Consider the following 17,118-nt stretch of genomic DNA (forward strand, 5'->3'; position numbering starts at 1 on the left):
ATATTTTAAAATGGAGGACTATTTATGGTAATGCGAATAGGTGGATTAGCATCAGGGATGGACATAGATGCTTTAGTAGAAAAATTAATGACTGCAGAAAGAGCGCCATTAAATAAGCTTTTACAAAATAAACAAAGATATGAATGGCAGCGTGATGCTTATCGGGATGTCAATACAAAATTAAAAACATTTGATACGTACATTTCAGATAACTTAGTGATAAAAAACTTAAGCTCAAAAACAGCAAGTAGCTCAAATTCAGATTTAGTATCAGCTATTGCTACTAGTAAGGCTACAGGAACACTTTCTATTGAGGGAGTTTCACAATTAGCATCTGCAGCACGTACAACAAGTGGACAAATTGATGGTACTGGTTCAACAAAAATGAGTGAGTTAGTGGGAAGTGATACGGAATTTATTGAATTCACAGCTCCTACAGCTGATGGTTCAAATCCAACAAGTGTAAAAGTTCCAATTACATCCAATATGACAGTAGATTCCTTTATTGAAAAAGTGAACGAAAGTAATGCAGGTGTTTCAGCAATTTTTGAAAACGGACGCTTCTCTTTCACAGCTCAAAATACCGGTAAAGGCGATATCACTGTTAATGGTGTTAATGCTAAGGGCACAAATACGGATATAAGTAAATTGAAGTTACAAGAGGGTGAAGGTGCAACAGTAACTGAAGGGAAAAATTCTATTTTCCAAGTAAATGGTATTGCCACAGAGCGTAATTCAAACACATTGACACTTAATGGTTATAACATTACCTTAAAAAGGACATTTAATGATACAGCTACAAATGTAAAAAAATATCTTGCTGCACAAACAGAATTTACTAATGCTAAAGCAGCTAAGGCTGATTTAGATACAAAAGCTACAACTGCAAATCAGGCATTTAATACAGCTTCACTTGCATATCAAGATAAGCTTAATGATGTATTTAAAGTTGGATTTGATGATACAGAGAAGGCAGCTTATAACAGCTTTAATCAGTCATTTTTAGCTAATCTAACAGATGATGAGATTTTAGAACTAGGTAATCTTCCTGTATTTGATAAAGATGATACATTTGAAGATATGCTAGTTAAAATCTCAGATGATAGTACGATTTCAGAAGATTTAAAGGAAAAGCTACACACTTCTTTATCTTCAAAGGAACAGTTAGAAACATTGAAAGATTTAGATGCAACAGCTTTAAAGAAATTCCGTGCAGAAGCAAGTAGAGAGGTTGACTATGCTAGTTTAAATAAGTCTTTTTTAAGTGGATTAACTACTGATGAAATTAGTGTGATTGCTAGCCTTGATTTATCCAAAGACGATCCATTTGAAGGGCTAAGCCTAGATGCTGATTTACAAGCAAGCGTTCAAGCAAAATTAGATAGTTTATCTACGGCACAAAAAGAGAAATTAGATACAGTTACCAAAGAAGATTTAACATCCTACTCCGAACTTGCACAATTACAAATTGTACATGATGAGAAAAGAGCTGCTAAAAACTCAGCAGATGCTGCACTTACTGCTGGGATAGCTCGTTTGACAAATGCAACTGCCGCATTTGAATCAGCAAAGACAGAAGCTGAGGCCGCAGGGATATTAGAAGAAGGAACTGAGGATATTAAAGCAGGGTTACCTACAGATACAACTGAAGCTGCTGTTACATTAACATCAACAACAAATGTTGATGACATGATGAATAAAATTAAAGACTTTGTGAATATGTACAATTCATTCATTAAAGATTTAAAAGAGCAAACGACACAAACAAAATATCGTGATTATGCTCCGCTAACAGAAGATCAAAAGAAAGATATGAAGGAAAGTGAAATTAAGCTATGGGAAGAAAAAGCGAAAAGTGGCCTGCTTCGTAACGATTCACTTCTTCGTGACGGACTTTCTAAAATGCGCTCACTTGTTTATGAAGCTGTGCCTGGGCTTGAAGACTCAAAATTCAATACATTATTCAGTATCGGTATAACGACTACGAAAAATTATAATGATGGTGGCACACTAGAGATTGATGAAAAGAAATTACGGGAAGCATTAGAGGCGGACCCTGATGCAGTGGCACGTCTATTTAAAAATGATGGTGGTAAAGACAAAGATGTGGTAGATGGTAAGGTTGTTGATACGCGTGGCTATCTTGCAAGGTTACGTGGATCAATGGATGAGTTTAAAATTTCAATTGAACAAAAAGCTGGCCGTGCTACAATGACAGATCAACAATATACGATTGGTAAAAACTTATTTGATACAGAAAAGCGTATTTCCACATGGCAAAATAAGCTAAAAGATATTGAAGCACGTTACTGGAAACAATTCTCGGCGATGGAGCAAGCCATTAATAAGGCTAATCAGCAATCTGGAATGTTCATGCAACAAGGCGGAGGCTTCTAAATAAGGTAGGGGAAACATATGCAGCAAATAGATCAACTATTGCAAGCTTCAGCAAATTTATTTAAGCATTTGGGTGAAACTCCTAAAGGTGAAGACCGAGATGAATATATCAACACTATTAACAATATGTTGGACAAGCGTGGTGTGATTATTAAAGGCATAATGGATGAGGGATTTCGTTATGATGAACAAAATCGCATTCATCGAACATTGCTAGAATTAGATAATGGTATTAAAAGGCGTTTAGCAGATGTAATGGATGCAGTTAAACAAGACATGGCAAACCTACAAAAAACGAAGAAAAGTGAACAGCAATATTACAATCCTTACTCGAATGTTCGCGTAATGGATGGTATGTATTATGACAAAAAGAATTAATAGTTTATCTTCATTCATCGTGGTGGAAGTTGCTAGCTGAATGAAGATAAAGCTTTGGCAGCTGTCATAGATTTTTTAAAAGGAGTGAATTGTGATCATACAATTCAAAATCCAGACAAATTTACGCTGAGACGTAAATAGCTTTTCTTCGGAAAATGGTTTAAACTAGTAAATAAGTAACCTTTCAAAGGAGTTGTCCTTTATTGGCAGCAAATTTAACAGCACAAAACGCGTATAAACAAAATAGTGTGACTACAGCTTCACCTGGCGAACTGACATTAATGCTTTATAATGGATGCTTGAAATTCTTGCATAAGGCGAAACAAGCTATCCAAGATAAAAATATTCAAGAGAAAAATACAAACATTCAAAAAGCTCAGGCGATTATTAGTGAACTGATGTCTACACTCAATATGGATATTGAGATTTCGAAACAAATGCTACCTCTTTACGAATATATGAATCATCGTTTAGTAGAAGCCAACATTCAAAATGATGTAGCCATTATTGAGGAAGTAGAAGGATTGGTGACGGAGTTTCGCGATACGTGGAAGGAAGTTATTCGCATTAATCGACAACAGCAATTTGGTCAGGGAAACAGCGGACAAATTTAGACACAATTAGAGACCATCGAAAGAGATGGTCTCTTTTTTGTTAAATCGTTTTTATCACGAAATAGTCATAAATTAGGCTATTCAACGGTAAAATATGTTACTTATTCCCTGTAGCTGTAAGTTGGGCATCATGGCATTATCAAAGCAATAAACATGTTTAAAAGAGTACTGGGGTGGGAATATGATCTTTAAGCGTCAAGAAGGTTTCCGTTTTAAATTTAAGGAGCCTATTCAAATAACTTTTGCTATTTATGAGAATGGAAAGGTCAATCATGGACAAACCGCTATGGCTGACTTGTTGGATATTAGTCCACGTGGATTAAAGATGTTTACGGAAGTGGATTTAGGTATAAACCCTCCTCCATTAGATATCCATTTTGTGCTTGATACACAAGAAGTTCGCGCTTATGGAGAAGTGATTTGGAGTCGTCCATTTGGGAGCGGCAAGCAATACGGCATTTATTTTAATAATCAAGGACCAGTGGAAGATTTGATTGTTGGAGAACTAAAGCTTCGGCGAAAAAAGGAAGCAGCGGAAGCGAAAAAACAAAATAATAATTCATAAAAATTTTTGTAAAAAAAAGAATGATTTTAGAGGAATTTCACACACTTGTGTAGAAATAGATAGTATAGCAGTTATAAAGGAGGAGTTTACATGTTAAACTTTAACATTCGTGGTGAAAATATTGAGGTAACTCCAGCTATTCGAGAGTATGTTGAGAACAAAATCGATAAAGTTGAACGCTATTTTAACGAAGATGTTAATGCCAACGCTAATGTCAATTTAAAGGTTTACAATGACAAACAAACGAAAGTGGAAGTCACTATTCCAATGAAGAATCTAACTCTTCGTGCTGAAGAGCGTCATAATGATATGTATGCTGCTGTTGATCTAATTGTTGATAAATTAGAGCGTCAGATCCGCAAGCATAAAACAAAAGTAAACCGTAAATTCCGCGAGCGTGAAGGTGCAGGCCTTTATTTTGCTACTACTCAAGCAGCCGCAGATGCTGTGTCAGAGGAAGAAGAATATTCAATTGTTCGTACAAAGCAATTTGATTTAAAGCCTATGGATCAAGAAGAGGCAGTTCTACAAATGAATATGCTTGGACATGATTTCTATGTCTTTACAGATGCTGAATCGAACGGCACAAATATTGTGTATAAACGTAAAGATGGAAAATATGGCTTAATTGAAACAACTTAAAACTTCATGATGACAAAGGCTCTCGCGATGGCGAGGGTCTTTTTTTGTATGACAATCATATGTAGCCGGGGTGACAGTTTGCATGAAACTGTAACACAATGGTAAAATGAAAGTTGAATCTATATAGGAAGTGAAAAACATTCATGGCAAACCTATTAAATAAATTATTTGATTTCAATAAACGTGAGCTAAAAAAATTAGAAAAAATCGCTGACCAAGTTGAGCGTTTCGCTTCTCAAATGGAACAGCTTTCAGATGATCAACTACAAGCGAAAACAGATGAATTTAAAAAGCGCTATGCTGAGGGTGAGCATTTAGAGTCGATTCGTGCGGAAGCGTTTGCTGTTTGTCGAGAAGCGGCAAAACGTGTATTAGAGATGTACCCATTCCGCGTTCAAATCATGGGGGCAGCCGCTCTTGATGAGGGGAATATTGCGGAGATGAAAACCGGGGAAGGTAAAACTTTAACAGCGACAATGGCTGTTTATTTAAATGCCATCACTGGTAAAGGTGTACATGTTGTTACAGTCAACGAATACCTAGCGAGTCGTGATGCTGCTGAAATGGGACAACTTTATAATTTCTTAGGCTTATCTGTTGGGCTTAACCTGAATAGCCTTTCAAAAGATGAAAAACGAACTGCTTATGAGGCTGATATTACGTATAGTACAAACAATGAGCTAGGATTTGACTACTTACGTGATAACATGGTGCTTTACAAAGAGGAACGTGTACAACGTCCATTACACTATGCTGTCATTGATGAGGTGGACTCGATCTTAATTGATGAAGCGCGTACACCATTAATTATTTCGGGTCAGGCTGGGAAATCAGCACAGCTTTATAAACAATCGAATGCCTTTGTACGTATGTTAAATGCAGAGACAGACTATACGTATGAAGAGTCAACAAAAGGTGTTACGTTAACAGATGCAGGTGTGGAAAAGGCAGAAAAAGCATTTGGCATCGATAATCTATTTGATTTGACACATGTTCGTTTAAATCATGCGATCAATCAATCATTAAAGGCGCATGTCAGTATGCATAATGATGTCGATTATGTTGTGCAGGATGGCGAAATTGTGATCGTTGATGGCTTTACTGGTCGTTTGATGAAGGGTCGTCGTTATTCTGATGGCTTACACCAAGCGATTGAGGCTAAAGAAGGCGTTGAGATTCAAAATGAATCGATGACAATGGCGACAATTACCTTCCAAAACTACTTCCGTATGTATCAAAAGCTTGCAGGGATGACAGGTACAGCGAAAACAGAGGAAGAGGAATTCCGTAATATTTACAATATGAATGTTGTCGCTATTCCGACGAATAAACCGATTGCTCGTGATGATCGTGCTGACTTGATTTTTGCAACGATGGAAGGGAAATATAAAGCAGTTGCTGCTGATATCGCAGAGCGTCATAGAGCTGGTCAACCTGTTCTTGTTGGTACAGTTGCTATTGAAACGTCTGAGATTATTTCTAAACTATTGGATAAACATAAAATTCCTCATAATGTATTAAATGCGAAAAATCATGAACGTGAAGCTGAAATCATTGCGAACGCTGGTACAAAGGGTGCAGTGACAATTGCAACAAACATGGCTGGACGTGGTACAGATATTAAACCTGGCGAAGGAGTACTCGAAATTGGCGGTTTAGCGGTAATCGGTACAGAGCGACATGAATCACGTCGTATTGATAATCAGCTTCGTGGACGTTCTGGTCGTCAAGGGAATCCAGGGGTTACACAATTCTACCTATCCTTAGAGGATGATTTAATGCGTCGTTTTGGCTCTGATAATATGAAGTCGATGATGATGCGCTTAGGTATGGATGATTCCCAGCCATTGCAATCTAAAGTTGTGTCGAGAGCTGTAGAATCAGCGCAGAAACGTGTCGAGGGTAATAACTTTGATGCGCGTAAACGCTTATTACAATATGACGATGTACTACGTCAGCAGCGTGAGATTATTTATAAAGAGCGTTATGATGTACTAGAAACAGAAAATATGCGTGTGCTTGTTGAGTCTATGATTCAAGAAACAATTGATAATGTTGTTAGCCTGTATACTCAAGGTGAACAGAAGGATTGGAACCTAAAGGCTATTGAAGACTTTGTAGCGGCTAATCTTTTAGAGGAAGGTCAACTTAAAGTATCTGATTTCCAAGGCAAGTCTGCTGAAGATATTAATCAGCTAATCTCTGATGCTGTTCATGTTCGTTATGATGAAAAAGAGGCAGAACTGACACCAGAGCGTATGCGTGAGTTTGAAAAGGTTATTTTATTACGATCAATCGATACAAAATGGATTGATCATATTGATGCAATGGATCAACTACGTCAAGGTATCCATCTGCGTGCTTATGGTCAAAACGATCCACTTCGTGAATATCAACAAGAAGGCTTTGCGATGTTTGAGGATATGGTAGCCTCTATTCGCGAGGATGTTGCGAAATATGCGATGAAAGCAGAAATCCGCAATAATCTGGAGCGTGAAGAGGTGGCAAAGGGGCAGGCTGTTAATCCAAAAGAAGAAGGTGGCACTGCGCCGAAAAAGCAACCAGTACGTAAAGCTGAAAACATTGGCCGTAATGATTTATGTCCATGTGGTAGCGGCAAGAAATTTAAAAACTGTCATGGCACAGCTCAATAATATCTAGGTGAAAAAATCATTTTAACTACGTGTTAAAATGATTTTTTCTTTTTAAAATTACTCAAAAATGAAGAAATTTTAGTATAAAAAGTCAGAATTTATAGACAATTGAAAAATATGGGTATACAATAGCTGTAATAATAGGTATATAGTACAAGTTATTTATCCTGTTATTATCCTGAATTTTTGATGGTGATACTAAGTCTTAAGGAGGATCGGAATTTTCAAGCAATCTTACTCATTGAAAATAGCGGGAATGTACGCATATTTGTATATTCCTTTTTATTTTGACTGGAAGCAACATAAAATGTATAAAGGGGGACTATAGATGCATAAAAAAGATATTATGAATAGTGAAACAATGATGTATATGCCTGTGTATGATTCCTTTGGAAATTTATGTACGCAGGTGTATGAGAAAAATAATGAGTATATTTCTACGCTATCACCAACGAAATTATTGGACTTTAATCTGCGTTATTTTGGTTCTAGTTTAAGAGGAGCGTTCGATGGTTCGAAAATGATCCTAGGCAAGCTTAATAAAAATCCTATTGTCGTGCACGAGCGTTGTAATATTTTATGGTTCCCTAGTAGGTCTCCTCTACATCCTGACTGTATCTGGTTCGCTGTCCATCATATAGATGACTATGTCGCTGTGGATAAAAAGAGGACAAAGGTTACCTTTATGAATGGCATGGAATTTATTGTGGATGTCAGTGTCAATGCGTTAGAGTCTCGGATTCAAAGAGCTTTTTTATTAAAATATAGACTAGAGAAACGAACAAAATATTTACTTGTTCAGTATGATCGTGTGAAAGTATTTCAACGTCTTGCCAAGAATATGTTTGAGGACGAGACGCAGGATAGTTAACTTACTACCACAAAACATCTGCTAGATAGTATGTTTTCCTTTATAAAAACGTTATAATAAAAAGATACGGGGCTTTATGGATAAAGTGTTAGCTCCATGACTAACGTTCGGAGGATTTAACGATGATTGAATTAGCAGATGTACGCAATGTGTTAGACACTACAGCCAAAAAATTGGCGGACTTTAGGGGGTCTCTTTGACTTAGAGAACAAAGAGGCACGTATTCAGGAGCTAGATGAAATGATGCTAGAGCCAGGCTTTTGGGATGATCAGCAAGGTGCTCAGGTGATTATCAATGAAGGAAATGGCTTAAAAGCAATTGTCAATGAATATAAAGATTTAGTGGAAACACATGAAAATTTAGATATGACACTGGAACTTTTACGTGAAGAACCAGACGAAGAATTACAAGAAGAGCTAGGCAAAGAACTAGCAGAATTCCAACAAAAGATGGCTGATTTCGAGCTACAATTACTGCTAAGTGGCCCATACGATCAAAACAATGCCATTTTAGAGCTACATCCTGGTGCTGGTGGTACGGAATCACAGGACTGGGGCTCAATGCTATTACGTATGTATACACGATGGGCAGAGAAGCGTGGATTTAAAGTGGAAACAGTGGACTATCTACCAGGAGATGAAGCTGGGATTAAATCTGTAACATTGTCGATTAAAGGTCACAATGCTTTCGGTTATTTACAAGCGGAAAAGGGTGTCCATCGTCTAGTACGTATTTCCCCATTCGATTCGTCTGGCCGCCGTCATACGTCTTTCGTTTCCTGTGATGTTATGCCAGAGTTTGACGACAATATTGAAATCGATATTCGTACAGAGGATTTAAAAATTGATACGTATCGTGCAACAGGGGCAGGTGGTCAGCATATTAATACGACAGATTCTGCCGTTCGTATAACGCATATTCCTACTGGTACGATTGTACAATGTCAGGCTGAGCGCTCCCAGATTAAAAACCGTGAAAAAGCGATGACGATGTTAAAAGGGAAGCTATATCAATTAGAACTTGATAAACAGCAAGCACAATTAGATGAAATACGCGGTGAGCAAAAAGAAATAGGCTGGGGCTCCCAAATTCGTTCGTATGTCTTCCACCCTTACTCGATGGTTAAGGATCATCGTACAAATGAAGAAACAGGTAATGTGGGTGCAGTGATGGATGGCGATTTAGATCCATTTATAAATGCCTATCTACGTTCAAAAATAAATTAATCGAAGATTCCCCCAAGAGTAAGAAGCTCTTGGGGGATTTTTGTTAAAAGGGTGGATGATAGGGTGCATCTTGGCTCAGCTGTTTTCGTTCACTCATGTAATATTTATACAGCATAGAAGCGTTAAGAAACTGTTTACTAATGGATGCATATCGGATAGGCAATTCAATTTGTTTATTATTTTTTAATGTTACAATACACCCCATTTCACTAGGTGTAATATTAATAATTGCATGAAGCCCTATCCATATATTGTGAATGGAGCTGGGTGAAAAAGTGGGCAGAAAAATACAGGGATAACCGTAATCAAAGGCCACGACGATTGGTAGCTTGTGTTGATTGCCAAAAAAACGTTTAGCCGATTGTTTTGCGGCTTCATAGGTTGATCCTAATGAGAGACAGGATTTTCGAAGGACATGCATCGGTTTGCGTGTAACAATCAGCTCATTATGCTTATCAATCACATGCGTGAAGACTTTGGAGTCATGCTGAATAGGTTGCAGCAAATAAGTATTGAATGAAATTAAGTAGCCGTTTACAAAGTTAGTTGTCATATAGGGAGTGCCTCCTTTTTTCTAGTGATAACGGTAGTGTAAAACAGAATATGACTTTCTTAAATTGGATGAAATAGTTGAAAATCGTTCAGAAAAGCACGAAATGCTTAGAGAATTTGCTCTAAATATAAATGGATTAATAGCTAATCCAAGATATTTTCGAATCGTAAGCATTGCTTTTTAAATTCAATTTTCATATAATTTAGAAAAGGATCGAGGTGAGATCGTTGGATAAATATTATTCGTATACAGATTTTCTGAAAGCCGTTGGTCAGTCGAAAAAAGTTGATGAGGCAGAGAAATTATTAAACGAGATTTATTTAGATTTATTTTTAAATCGTATCCAGCGTATGCATCGGCAAGAGCAGCTCATGGTTCTGATAGATAGAGCACTCGATGAAAAAGATGAAAACGCATTTTATCAATACGCATCCGAACTAACTTCCTTACAGCAAACAGAAGATGAATCATATTGACGAACCCGCTCTCCATATCTATTGGAGAGTGGGATTTTTTTGATTTTGAAAATATTTGCGGGAATGTAGACTTCACTCCAAAAGTAGAGGACCCGCTCATAAAAGAGTGAAAGCTGCTCGGAAAGTAAAGTCTTCCGATCATAACAGTGAGATAACCGCTCAAAAAGAAGTGACCTCGCTCCAAAAGCAATAACCATCACTCTGAACAGGGGAAATCATCCACCGATGAAGCTTGAAAACCTGATAAAACGGCTATTATAAGAGTAAAAAGTTAAATTGAACGCCTTGTTATATATTAAAAATTTTAGAGATGAAAAAATTTTTTACAAACATTCGTTCGTTAAATGTTCGAAATTTTAATATCGCTATGCTAAAATATATGTACAAATTGGAAGGAAAGGATGGGGACATGAGTGCAAACATTTGATTTACAAGCGCCATATCAGCCTAACGGGGATCAGCCACAGGCCATTGCGGAATTAGTGGAGGGTGTGAAAGCAGGCAAACGTCATCAAACATTGCTTGGTGCTACTGGAACAGGTAAGACGTTTACCATTTCGAATGTCATCCAGCAAGTCAAAAAACCAACACTAATCATGGCACACAATAAAACGTTAGCTGGCCAGCTATATAGTGAATTTAAAGAGTTCTTCCCAAATAACGCCGTTGAATATTTTGTCAGCTACTATGATTACTACCAGCCAGAAGCTTATGTACCGCAGACAGATACCTATATAGAAAAAGACTCTAGCATTAACGATGAAATTGATAAGCTGCGTCACTCTGCTACCTCTGCATTGTTTGAGCGTGAGGATGTCATTATTATTGCATCTGTGTCCTGCATTTATGGTTTAGGTTCTCCTGAAGAATATCGAGAAATGGTTGTTTCCATTCGTACAGGTATGGAAATTGAACGTAATCAGCTACTGCGCAAGCTTGTAGACGTTCAGTATGAGCGTAATGATGTTAGTTTTACTCGCGGAACATTTCGGGTACGTGGAGATGTAGTGGAAATCTTCCCAGCCTCTCGTGATGAGCATTGTATTCGGGTGGAATTTTTCGGTGATGAAATTGATCGCATTCGTGAAGTAGATGCACTAACTGGAGAGATTTTATCGGATCGAGAGCATGTGGCTATTTTCCCAGCATCCCACTTCGTTACACGAGAAGAGAAAATGCGTAAAGCGATTGAAAATATTGAAAAAGAATTAGAGGAACGACTTGCATTATTACGTGCAGAAGATAAATTACTAGAGGCACAGCGTTTAGAACAGCGTACACGCTATGATTTAGAGATGATGCGTGAAATGGGCTTTTGCTCTGGGATTGAAAACTATTCACGTCATTTAACATTGCGTGAAGCAGGTGCTACTCCATATACTTTGCTAGATTATTTCCCCGAAGACTTTTTACTTGTGGTTGATGAAAGTCACGTAACACTTCCACAGGTTCGAGGAATGTACAATGGTGACCAAGCACGTAAAGGAGTGCTCGTAGAACATGGCTTCCGATTGCCATCTGCTCTAGATAACCGTCCATTACGTTTTGAAGAGTATGAAAACCGCGTACATCAAGCGATTTATGTATCAGCCACACCAGGTCCTTATGAACTGGAGCATACACCAGAAATGGTAGAGCAAATTATCCGTCCAACTGGATTATTAGATCCATTAATTGATGTACGTCCTATTGAAGGTCAAATTGATAATTTAATTGATGAAATACAAGATCGAATTGCGCGTGATGAGCGAGTTTTAGTGACAACGCTAACGAAGAAAATGTCTGAGGATTTAACGGCTTACCTGAAGGAAATGGGCTTAAAAGTTGAATACTTACATTCAGAAATTAAGACACTAGAACGTATTGAAATTATCCGTGAGCTACGCAAAGGAACGTATGATGTGCTAATAGGTATTAATCTATTGCGTGAAGGTCTTGATATCCCTGAAGTGTCCCTTGTGGCAATTTTAGATGCTGATAAAGAAGGATTTTTACGTTCAGAGCGTTCATTGATTCAAACCATTGGTCGTGCTGCTCGAAACGCGAATGGTCATGTCATTATGTATGCAGACCATGTAACAGACTCGATGAAAAAGGCGATTGATGAAACGAAACGTCGTCGTGCGTTACAAATGGCTTATAACGAGGAGCATGGCATAACACCTCAAACGATCATTAAGAAAATCCCAGATGTGATTCGCGCAACACAAGTAGCAGAAGAAGAGGAATCGTATGTAACAAAGGCAACAAAAGGCAAAAAGCTGACAAAGGCGGAAAGAGAACAGCTCTTAGCTTCCCTAGAAGTCGAAATGAAGGAAGCAGCAAAAGCGCTTGACTTTGAACGTGCGGCTGAGTTACGAGATACAATATTTGAATTGAAGGTAGAAGGTGAATGACTTGTGAAAAATACTGAAATCGTCGTGCAAGGTGCACGTGCTCATAATTTAAAAAATATTAATGTCACAATTCCACGTGACCAATTAGTCGTTTTAACAGGATTATCGGGCTCTGGAAAGTCTTCTCTAGCATTTGACACAATTTATGCGGAGGGCCAGCGTCGTTACGTTGAGTCCCTTTCCGCCTATGCCCGTCAATTTCTTGGACAAATGGATAAGCCAGATGTCGATGCGATAGAAGGTTTATCGCCTGCTATTTCCATTGACCAAAAAACGACAAGTCGTAACCCACGATCTACTGTCGGTACGGTAACGGAAATCTATGATTACCTACGTTTACTTTATGCACGTATTGGTAAACCGATTTGTCCAAATCATGGCATAGAAATCACTTCCCAAACGATTGAGCAAATGGTGGATCGTTTATTAACCTATCCTGAGAGAACTAAGATGCAGCTCCTTGCACCAATGGTTTCTGGACGTAAGGGTACCCATGTTAAGCTGCTAGAAGATTTAAAAAAGCAGGGGTTTGTTCGTGTACGAATTGATGGGGAATTGCGTGATTTAGATGATGCTATCGAACTTGATAAAAATAAAAAGCATTCCATCGAAGTAGTAGTGGACCGTGTTGTTATGAAGGAAGGGATTGCTGCTCGTCTGAGTGATTCTTTAGAAACGGCTTTACGCCTGGCAGATGGACGTGTGCTTGTCGATGTGATGGAACATGAAGAGTTACTATTTAGTGAGCATCATGCCTGCCCATTATGTGGTTTTTCTATTGGTGAGTTAGAGCCTCGTATGTTTTCATTTAATAGTCCGTTTGGTGCTTGTCCAAGCTGTGATGGCTTAGGTTCAACACAAGAGGTAGATTTAGATTTAGTGGTGCCTGATTGGGATCGTTCCTTGTTAGAGCATGCCATCGCACCATGGGAACCAACAAGTTCGCAGTACTACCCACAATTACTAAAAGCTGTATGTGATCATTACGATATTCCAATGGACGTGCCTGTAAAGGATTTGCCAAAGGAAAAGATGGATAAAGTTTTATATGGCTCTGGAAAAGATAAGATACACTTCCATTATGAAAATGAGTTTGGCAATGTGCGAGATCAGATGATCGAATTTGAGGGTGTGGTGCGCAATGTTGAGCGTCGTTTTAAAGAGACGACATCCGATTATGTGCGTGAGCAGATGGAAAAATACATGGCACAGCAGGCTTGCCCTTCATGTAAAGGGTATCGTTTAAAACCTGAAACGTTAGCAGTGAAAGTAGCCGATAAGCATATTGGTGAGGTTACCCAATATTCGATTCAGGAAGCAGACACATTCTTCAAAGAGCTTGATCTCTCTGAAAAGGATATGCAAATTGCTCGATTAGTTTTACGAGAAATCGAAGAACGATTGGGCTTCCTTGTGAATGTTGGTTTAGACTATTTAACATTGAGTCGTGCAGCAGGTACATTATCTGGTGGAGAGGCACAACGTATTCGCCTTGCTACACAAATTGGTTCACGATTAACGGGAGTCCTCTATATTTTAGATGAGCCTTCGATTGGTTTGCATCAGCGAGATAATGATCGACTGATTAGCACATTACAAAATATGCGTGACATTGGAAATACGCTGATTGTGGTAGAGCATGATGAAGATACGATGCTTGCTGCAGATTATCTCATCGATGTAGGACCTGGAGCAGGCGTCCATGGCGGGCAAATTGTGGCAGCAGGTACACCACAGGAAGTTATGAATAATGAAAAATCCTTAACTGGACAATATTTAAGTGGTAGAAAGTTTATTCCTTTACCAATTGAAAGACGCCAACCTAATGGCCGAAAGCTCTCCATTAAAGGTGCCAAGGAAAATAATTTACGCAATGTTAAAGTAGATGTTCCATTAGGCTTATTTGTAGCAGTGACAGGAGTGTCTGGTTCAGGGAAATCTACACTGATAAATGAAATTTTATATAAATCTTTGGCACAGAAGCTGAATCGTTCAAAGGTTAAGCCTGGTGAGCATAAAGAAGTGACAGGCATCGATGAGCTTGAAAAGGTAATTGATATTGATCAATCGCCAATTGGGCGTACACCTCGTTCAAACCCAGCAACTTATACAGGTGTTTTTGATGATATTCGCGATGTTTTCGCAGCAACAAATGAAGCAAAGGTACGAGGCTACAAAAAAGGACGCTTTAGCTTTAATGTCAAGGGCGGTCGCTGTGAAGCATGTCGTGGCGACGGCATTATTAAAATTGAAATGCATTTCCTTCCAGATGTTTATGTACCATGTGAAGTATGTCACGGCAAACGGTATAACCGTGAAACACTTGAAGTGAAGTATAAAGATAAGAGTATTGCAGATATTCTCGATATGACGATTGAGAATGCAGTAGTGTTCTTTGAAAATATTCCAAAGATCCAGCGTAAGCTACAAACGATTGTTGATGTTGGGCTGGGCTATATGAAATTAGGTCAACCAGCCACAACCTTATCGGGTGGAGAGGCACAGCGTGTAAAACTAGCCTCTGAGTTACATCGACGCTCAACAGGGAAATCCTTCTATATTTTAGATGAACCAACAACAGGATTACATGCCGATGATATTGCTCGTTTACTTGTCGTGTTGCAGCGTCTTGTTGAAAACGGTGATTCAGTATTAGTTATTGAGCATAACTTAGATGTGATTAAAACAGCTGATTATATCATCGACTTAGGTCCAGAAGGTGGAGACAAAGGTGGTACGATTGTTGCAACTGGTACACCTGAAGAGGTAGTAGAAGTAGCTGGCTCCTATACAGGCAAATACTTAAAACCAATCCTGGAACGTGATCGTATGAGAATGGATGCATTGCTAGCAGAAGCTTCTAAATCTTAATGGATTTACATTTGAACGGAAATGATCAATCTGGATTGAAGGGTGATCTTAAAGTGGAGAAAGTCGCTTAATCCAGATTGAAAATGATCCGAAATGGGAAGAACCAGCTTAAACAGAGGCCGGAAGTGATCCAACTAATCTAAAAAACGAGCAATAAAATCTTCATAGGTAAAAGCCTGACGATGTTGTAATGAAAAGACCCAATTTATTCAATTTTGCAGTGAAACTTTTCACATGATGAATCGTATAAATAGTATAACGAACTGAGGGAGGCTATTTATTTATGCAAAATGAACGTCAACGAATTTTAGAACTTGTAGAAAAAGGAACAATTTCGGCACAAGAGGCGATTACATTATTAGAAGCATTAGAGCAACCTGGCAAGTCTACTCAACATGTTATGAATGATGTGTCGAAAGAGACGCAATCCTTTTCAAGTGAAAAAGAGCCATTATTTGAAGAAAAATCAAAAGATGGTGACAAGAAAAAAGATGATTTTATGAAATACTTCCAAGATGAAATGCAAGATTTTCGTAAGGATTTAACGCAAATCGGTTCTCTTTTTATGGATATGATGAATACGGCTGTTAAAAAAGTGAAGGAATTCGATGTTGCTTCTCCATTCGGAGATAAAATTGAATTTACCCATACAGAAGAAGTGGCTGCTGCTAATGTAGACAAGATTATCGTTGAATTACCTAATGGTAACTTCTCATTGGAATCCGGTGAAGGCGATACTATTCAAGTGATCTGCAAGGTAAAGGCACCTTTGATGAACGATAGTGAAGAAGAAACTCGCAATCACTTTTTAGAGCAATTTGTTGTGAAAGAGGAAGCGCAATCACTTCGTATTTTGAGCCAATTAAAGCTTGTTCAAGTCAATGTGAAGGTGCTAGTACCAAAGGATAAACTTGAAAAATTATCTGTTCGTCTAATGAATGGTAGTGTTTCATTACAGGATACAGAATTTGAAGAATTAAAAGTGAAAACGTTAAACGGTGCCATTAAAGGTACGAAATTTAATTTTGGAAAAGCTGAAGTGGATTCTTCTAATGGTTCCATTGAATTAACGAATGTTCGAGGTAAGGATTTAGAGGCTGAAACATTGAATGGGCGTGTTTATTTGGATGGTGCATTGGATGAAGTTGAAGCTAAGTCTGTCAATGGACATGTAGTCGTAACAACATGCTCGACAAATTCTTCTAAAATTAAAGCTCAAACAGTTGCTGGAGCAGTGGAATTATATGTCCCACGAACAATTTCATTGAGCGGTAAAGTCGTAACGAATTTCGGTAAAGTGGATGTGGGTATCCAGGATGTTTCTAAAATGGAGTCACAAGATCAATTCTTATCCAAAGTAGTCCGTTTCGACAAAGAAGTTGAAAATGCGAATCGCCTATTTATAGAAGGTGAATCGAAAACTGGTGCTGTTTTAGTGCGCTACACAACAACAGATGAACAACAAATTTAACAG

The 17,118-nt window shown here is 38.2% G+C and carries 13 protein-coding genes; 12 read left to right on the plus strand and 1 reads right to left on the minus strand.

All coding sequences use genetic code 11. The annotated features are described in order from the left end of the window. The first annotated feature begins 24 nt into the window (after positions 1-24). From fliD to prfB, 8 genes are all read left to right on the plus strand, one after another. Positions 25-2,397: a flagellar filament capping protein FliD gene (gene fliD / locus MKZ14_RS03255; RefSeq protein WP_333006446.1), complete on the plus strand. Its 2,373-nt coding sequence runs from the start codon at positions 25-27 to the stop codon at positions 2,395-2,397. A gap of 18 nt (positions 2,398-2,415) precedes the next feature. After that, positions 2,416-2,775, plus strand: a complete 360-nt coding sequence (locus MKZ14_RS03260; RefSeq protein WP_333006445.1) for a flagellar protein FliT — start codon at positions 2,416-2,418, stop codon at positions 2,773-2,775. A gap of 203 nt (positions 2,776-2,978) precedes the next feature. Beyond that, positions 2,979-3,389 (plus strand): flagellar export chaperone FliS, encoded by a 411-nt coding sequence (gene fliS / locus MKZ14_RS03265; RefSeq protein ID WP_004227541.1) that lies wholly within the window; start codon positions 2,979-2,981, stop codon positions 3,387-3,389. 181 nt (positions 3,390-3,570) lie between these two features. Further along, entirely contained in the window at positions 3,571-3,954 is a 384-nt protein-coding gene (locus MKZ14_RS03270; RefSeq protein WP_333006442.1) for a PilZ domain-containing protein, read from the plus strand. Positions 3,955-4,044: 90 nt separating this feature from the next. Then, positions 4,045-4,596, plus strand: coding sequence for a ribosome-associated translation inhibitor RaiA (gene raiA / locus MKZ14_RS03275; RefSeq protein WP_004227537.1), 552 nt, complete (start codon positions 4,045-4,047; stop codon positions 4,594-4,596). A 143-nt stretch (positions 4,597-4,739) separates the two neighbouring features. Next, entirely contained in the window at positions 4,740-7,250 is a 2,511-nt protein-coding gene (gene secA, locus MKZ14_RS03280) for a preprotein translocase subunit SecA (RefSeq protein WP_221679467.1), read from the plus strand. A gap of 328 nt (positions 7,251-7,578) precedes the next feature. Continuing rightward, positions 7,579-8,121, plus strand: a complete 543-nt coding sequence (locus MKZ14_RS03285) for a competence protein ComK (RefSeq protein ID WP_312123798.1) — start codon at positions 7,579-7,581, stop codon at positions 8,119-8,121. Positions 8,122-8,246: 125 nt separating this feature from the next. Further along, positions 8,247-9,348 (plus strand): peptide chain release factor 2 gene (prfB, locus tag MKZ14_RS03290; RefSeq protein WP_100069623.1). Its coding sequence is split into 2 segments (ribosomal slippage): positions 8,247-8,318 and positions 8,320-9,348, totalling 1,101 coding nucleotides; the frame shifts between segments, so codons are not numbered across the junction. A gap of 43 nt (positions 9,349-9,391) precedes the next feature. Here the strand turns inward: prfB and MKZ14_RS03295 are convergent. Then, positions 9,392-9,901 (minus strand): competence protein ComK, encoded by a 510-nt coding sequence (locus MKZ14_RS03295; protein WP_016991526.1) that lies wholly within the window; start codon positions 9,899-9,901, stop codon positions 9,392-9,394. Between the two features lie 227 nt (positions 9,902-10,128). On the opposite strand from MKZ14_RS03295, the gene MKZ14_RS03300 reads away from it, so the two are divergent. From MKZ14_RS03300 to MKZ14_RS03315, 4 genes are all read left to right on the plus strand, one after another. Then, positions 10,129-10,377: an IDEAL domain-containing protein gene (locus tag MKZ14_RS03300; RefSeq protein WP_004227526.1), complete on the plus strand. Its 249-nt coding sequence runs from the start codon at positions 10,129-10,131 to the stop codon at positions 10,375-10,377. A 413-nt stretch (positions 10,378-10,790) separates the two neighbouring features. Then, entirely contained in the window at positions 10,791-12,773 is a 1,983-nt protein-coding gene (gene uvrB / locus MKZ14_RS03305; RefSeq protein WP_103117484.1) for an excinuclease ABC subunit UvrB, read from the plus strand. Between the two features lie 3 nt (positions 12,774-12,776). Beyond that, positions 12,777-15,644 (plus strand): excinuclease ABC subunit UvrA, encoded by a 2,868-nt coding sequence (gene uvrA / locus MKZ14_RS03310; protein WP_312123796.1) that lies wholly within the window; start codon positions 12,777-12,779, stop codon positions 15,642-15,644. A gap of 283 nt (positions 15,645-15,927) precedes the next feature. Then, positions 15,928-17,115 (plus strand): DUF4097 family beta strand repeat-containing protein, encoded by a 1,188-nt coding sequence (locus MKZ14_RS03315; RefSeq protein WP_333006434.1) that lies wholly within the window; start codon positions 15,928-15,930, stop codon positions 17,113-17,115. Positions 17,116-17,118 lie beyond the last annotated feature (3 nt).

The sequence above is a fragment of the Lysinibacillus sp. FSL P2-0066 genome, assembly GCF_037969495.1.
GTDB lineage: Bacteria > Bacillota > Bacilli > Bacillales_A > Planococcaceae > Lysinibacillus > Lysinibacillus boronitolerans.

Coding starts and splice junctions, on each gene's coding strand:
- fliD (WP_333006446.1), top strand. CDS start 25: ATGGTAATGCGAATAGGTGGATTAGCATCAGGGATGGACATAGATGCT.
- MKZ14_RS03260 (WP_333006445.1), top strand. CDS start 2,416: ATGCAGCAAATAGATCAACTATTGCAAGCTTCAGCAAATTTATTTAAG.
- MKZ14_RS03270 (WP_333006442.1), top strand. CDS start 3,571: ATGATCTTTAAGCGTCAAGAAGGTTTCCGTTTTAAATTTAAGGAGCCT.
- raiA (WP_004227537.1), top strand. CDS start 4,045: ATGTTAAACTTTAACATTCGTGGTGAAAATATTGAGGTAACTCCAGCT.
- secA (WP_221679467.1), top strand. CDS start 4,740: ATGGCAAACCTATTAAATAAATTATTTGATTTCAATAAACGTGAGCTA.
- MKZ14_RS03285 (WP_312123798.1), top strand. CDS start 7,579: ATGCATAAAAAAGATATTATGAATAGTGAAACAATGATGTATATGCCT.
- MKZ14_RS03295 (WP_016991526.1), bottom strand. CDS start 9,901: ATGACAACTAACTTTGTAAACGGCTACTTAATTTCATTCAATACTTAT.
- MKZ14_RS03315 (WP_333006434.1), top strand. CDS start 15,928: ATGCAAAATGAACGTCAACGAATTTTAGAACTTGTAGAAAAAGGAACA.